The following is a 3,090-nucleotide window of genomic DNA, read 5'->3' on the forward strand; positions in this document are numbered from 1 at the left end:
CGCCCTTAATGCTGGAGTTCGGAAGGTGACTTGGCTGGACGCTTACGATACTGATTGCCTTGCGCGATTTCTATGCAACCCGAGTGTGCATGGATATGATGCCTGCCTCATTAAGAGCTGGATCCAGCAACATGCTGACCCTATTGAAACTTCTGCAGGATGGACGTTTCCACTCAGGCCAAGCCTTGGGTGAGGCCCTCGGCGTAAGCAGAAGTGCCGTCTGGAAGCAGTTGCAGCAACTGGAAGCGGAGCTCGGCCTTGCTATCTATAAGGTGCGTGGTCGGGGCTACCGGCTGCAGTTTCCCCTGAGCCTCCTTGATCAAGATCTGCTGAATAGGAAGGGCTCTCCCTGGTCTCACCGAGTATTTGAGTCTTTGGACTCGACGAATGCCGAAGTCTCACGGGCGCTTGGTGTGGGTGAGCTACCACCTTTTGCAGTGATTGCAGAACGGCAGACGGAAGGGCGGGGGCGAAGGGGGCGTCGATGGGTCAGTCCTCATGCGCAGAACCTCTACTACAGTCTTGCCTTGCGCGTTGACGGTGGTGCTCGCCAGCTTGAAGGTTTGAGTCTTGTGGTTGGCTTGGCGGTGCTAAAGACGCTGCATTCATTTGGGCTGACATCTGCTGGTCTCAAATGGCCAAACGATCTGCTGATCAACAATCGCAAGGTTGCCGGAATCCTTCTCGAGCTCTTAGGTGACCCGGCCGATATCTGTCATGTCGTCATTGGTATCGGAATCAATGTGAATATGCAGTTGTCGGCCGAGGAGATAGATCAGCCCTGGACCTCGATGCAGATGGAAAGCGCTGCATTGGTGGACAGGAATGCCTTGGTGGTTCGCTTGAGTGAGAACCTTGACGACTACCTGAAGCGTCACAAGAGGGATGGCTTTTCTGCTCTTCGAGAAGAATGGGAGGCCGGACATCTCTGGCAGGGGCGGCAAGTCAATTTGATCGCCGGTGTGCAGGGTATCCAGGGAGTGGTCTTGGGGATAGATGCGACGGGCGCCTTGCGCTTGAAGGTCGATGGTGAAGAGCGAGCTTACAGTGGTGGAGAGCTCAGTTTGAGGTTGAGTGATGATTCTTGAGCTTGACTGTGGCAACAGCTTTATCAAGTGGCGTGTCATTGACAGCACACAGGTCGCCACAATTGCTGGCGGCGTGGTCGGCTCCGACGAGGAGTTGATTTCTGCATTGCAAGCGGTGCCTGGATTGGCACTTCGCAATTGCAGGCTGGTCAGCGTGCGATCTGATGAGGAAACGCGTGCACTGACTGGGCGGCTTCAGGATGTGTTCGGTGTGGCCTGCGTATGTGCCGTGCCGGCTGCTGAAATGTCCGGGGTACGCAACGGCTATTCAGAGTTCCAGCGTCTTGGGCTCGACCGCTGGCTAGCCGTGCTGGGCGCCTATCACATTGCGCGCAAGCCTTGCCTGGTCCTTGATCTAGGGACCGCGGTGACCTCTGACTTGGTTGCTGAAAATGGCGAGCATCTCGGAGGATTCATCTGTCCCGGGATGCCGCTGATGCGCAATCAATTAAGGACCCACACTCGCCGAATTCGCTATGACGACGAGGCCGCGGAGAGGGCGCTGCTCGACATGGCTCCTGGTCGCTCGACGGTGGAAGCCGTGGAGAGAGGGTGCCTTCTAATGCTGCGCGGCTTCGTCCAGGCGCAGATTGAATTGGCGGCTGAGCACCTCGGAAATGATTTCGAGGTCTTCCTAACTGGTGGCGATGCGCTGCTGGTGAAGAGTGTGCTGCCACGCGCAAGGGTATTGCCTGACCTGGTGTTCGCCGGTTTGGCGATTGCCTGCCCATTGCATTGAGGTTGATCCATGCGTTGGTTGTTCCTGTTTCTCCTGGTTCTCAATCTCTTCTACTACGTCTGGCATCAGCAGCAGGCGCCGCTGCGTCCGAAAGAGGTAGAGAGCCTTTCCCTCTATAAGCGTGGGCAACAGGACATCCGTCTGCTCAGCGAATCCGGCAATGTCCAGCCGAGACGCGCCGCAGTGGCTCCTGCGCCGACAGAGGAGGCTGTCTGCCTTTTCCTGGGGGGATTCGAGCGAGAAGAGCAGGCGCGCGAAGTGGAACAGCGCCTCACTAGCCTGGATGTGCGTTCGACTGTAGAGCCTGTCGATGCTGCTGCCGGTACTGACTACTGGGTTTACCTGGCGCCCCTCGCTTCGCGAGAGGCTTCGTTGCGTCAGCTCAAGGAGCTCCAGGCGAGGAAGATCGATAGCTACATCGTGACGCAGGGAGATTTGGTCAACGGAATCTCCCTTGGAATCTTCCCGCGAATGGATTCTGCAGAGAGTGTCATGCAGCGATTGCGCGACGCAGGCTATGAGCCTTTCATGCGCGAACTGGCTCGTGCGCACCGTGATTACTGGGTGCGTATCGCCCCGGAAAGTCGCAGATTGGTTGACGATCCACTGCTCGAACAGCTGTCTCGAGATTTTTTTGGGTTAAAACATCAACTTATGCCGTGCGAGGGTGTTGCATCTCCTCGTTAGCTTGAATAGAATGGCGCCCGCTTCGCAGCGTGGCTCAAAAAGCTGAATTGCAAAGCGGCTGTCAAATGAAGCTAACCTCAAGATTTTAATGAGAAAAAGCTTGACAGCAGGGTGGCATGAGATGAGAATGCCGCCTCCCTTGGAGGGATTCCCGAGCGGCCAAAGGGATCAGACTGTAAATCTGACGTCATAGACTTCGAAGGTTCGAATCCTTCTCCCTCCACCAGATTCAAAGCGAGAGCTGCAGGCTCCGCGGGTATAGTTCAGTGGTAGAACCTCAGCCTTCCAAGCTGATGATGCGGGTTCGATTCCCGCTACCCGCTCCAGGTTTGCTGCTTTCGCAATGTGTTTGGCTCATGTAGCTCAGTTGGTAGAGCACACCCTTGGTAAGGGTGAGGTCAGCGGTTCAAATCCGCTCATGAGCTCCATCTTAACAAAGGCAGATATGAAAATATCTGCCTTTGTTTTAATGGTGGCGTGACTCGCTCAATTCTTGATGGGAGACGTTCTCGATGGCTAAAGAAAAGTTCGAACGTAACAAACCGCACGTCAACGTTGGCACCATCGGTCACGTTG

At 55.5% G+C, this 3,090-nt stretch carries 4 protein-coding genes and 3 tRNA genes; all 7 read left to right on the forward strand.

Translation table 11 applies throughout. The features are described from left to right. Window positions 1-131: 131 nt before the first annotated feature. The gene (gene birA, locus MnOB_RS12095; RefSeq protein ID WP_077524475.1) at window positions 132-1,088 is read left to right on the forward strand and encodes a bifunctional biotin--[acetyl-CoA-carboxylase] ligase/biotin operon repressor BirA; all 957 of its coding nucleotides are present in this window, start codon (window positions 132-134) and stop codon (window positions 1,086-1,088) included. Next, window positions 1,078-1,827: a pantothenate kinase gene (locus MnOB_RS12100; protein ID WP_077524476.1), complete on the forward strand. Its 750-nt coding sequence runs from the start codon at window positions 1,078-1,080 to the stop codon at window positions 1,825-1,827. Before birA ends, MnOB_RS12100 begins: the two co-directional genes overlap by 11 nt. Window positions 1,828-1,836: 9 nt before the next feature. Beyond that, complete coding sequence (locus tag MnOB_RS12105; RefSeq protein WP_077524477.1) at window positions 1,837-2,514, forward strand: SPOR domain-containing protein; 678 nt, start codon at window positions 1,837-1,839, stop codon at window positions 2,512-2,514. A 141-nt stretch (window positions 2,515-2,655) separates the two neighbouring features. Further along, window positions 2,656-2,740, forward strand: a tRNA-Tyr gene (locus MnOB_RS12110). A 26-nt stretch (window positions 2,741-2,766) separates the two neighbouring features. Next, window positions 2,767-2,840: transfer RNA gene (locus tag MnOB_RS12115), tRNA-Gly, on the forward strand. A 26-nt stretch (window positions 2,841-2,866) separates the two neighbouring features. Beyond that, window positions 2,867-2,942 (forward strand) — tRNA-Thr (locus MnOB_RS12120). 84 nt (window positions 2,943-3,026) lie between these two features. Continuing rightward, a partial coding sequence (locus MnOB_RS29025) for a hypothetical protein (RefSeq protein WP_234358239.1) occupies window positions 3,027-3,090 on the forward strand: 64 nt, incomplete at its 3' end.

The sequence above is a fragment of the Metapseudomonas resinovorans genome, from assembly GCF_002003485.1.
In the GTDB taxonomy this organism is placed as follows: domain Bacteria; phylum Pseudomonadota; class Gammaproteobacteria; order Pseudomonadales; family Pseudomonadaceae; genus Metapseudomonas; species Metapseudomonas resinovorans_D.

What these genes read in the sequence shown, in the direction of transcription:
- MnOB_RS12100 (WP_077524476.1), top strand. Translation starts at nt 1,078, where the DNA reads ATGATTCTTGAGCTTGACTGTGGCAACAGCTTTATCAAGTGGCGTGTC.
- birA (WP_077524475.1), top strand. Translation starts at nt 132, where the DNA reads ATGCTGACCCTATTGAAACTTCTGCAGGATGGACGTTTCCACTCAGGC.
- MnOB_RS12105 (WP_077524477.1), top strand. Translation starts at nt 1,837, where the DNA reads ATGCGTTGGTTGTTCCTGTTTCTCCTGGTTCTCAATCTCTTCTACTAC.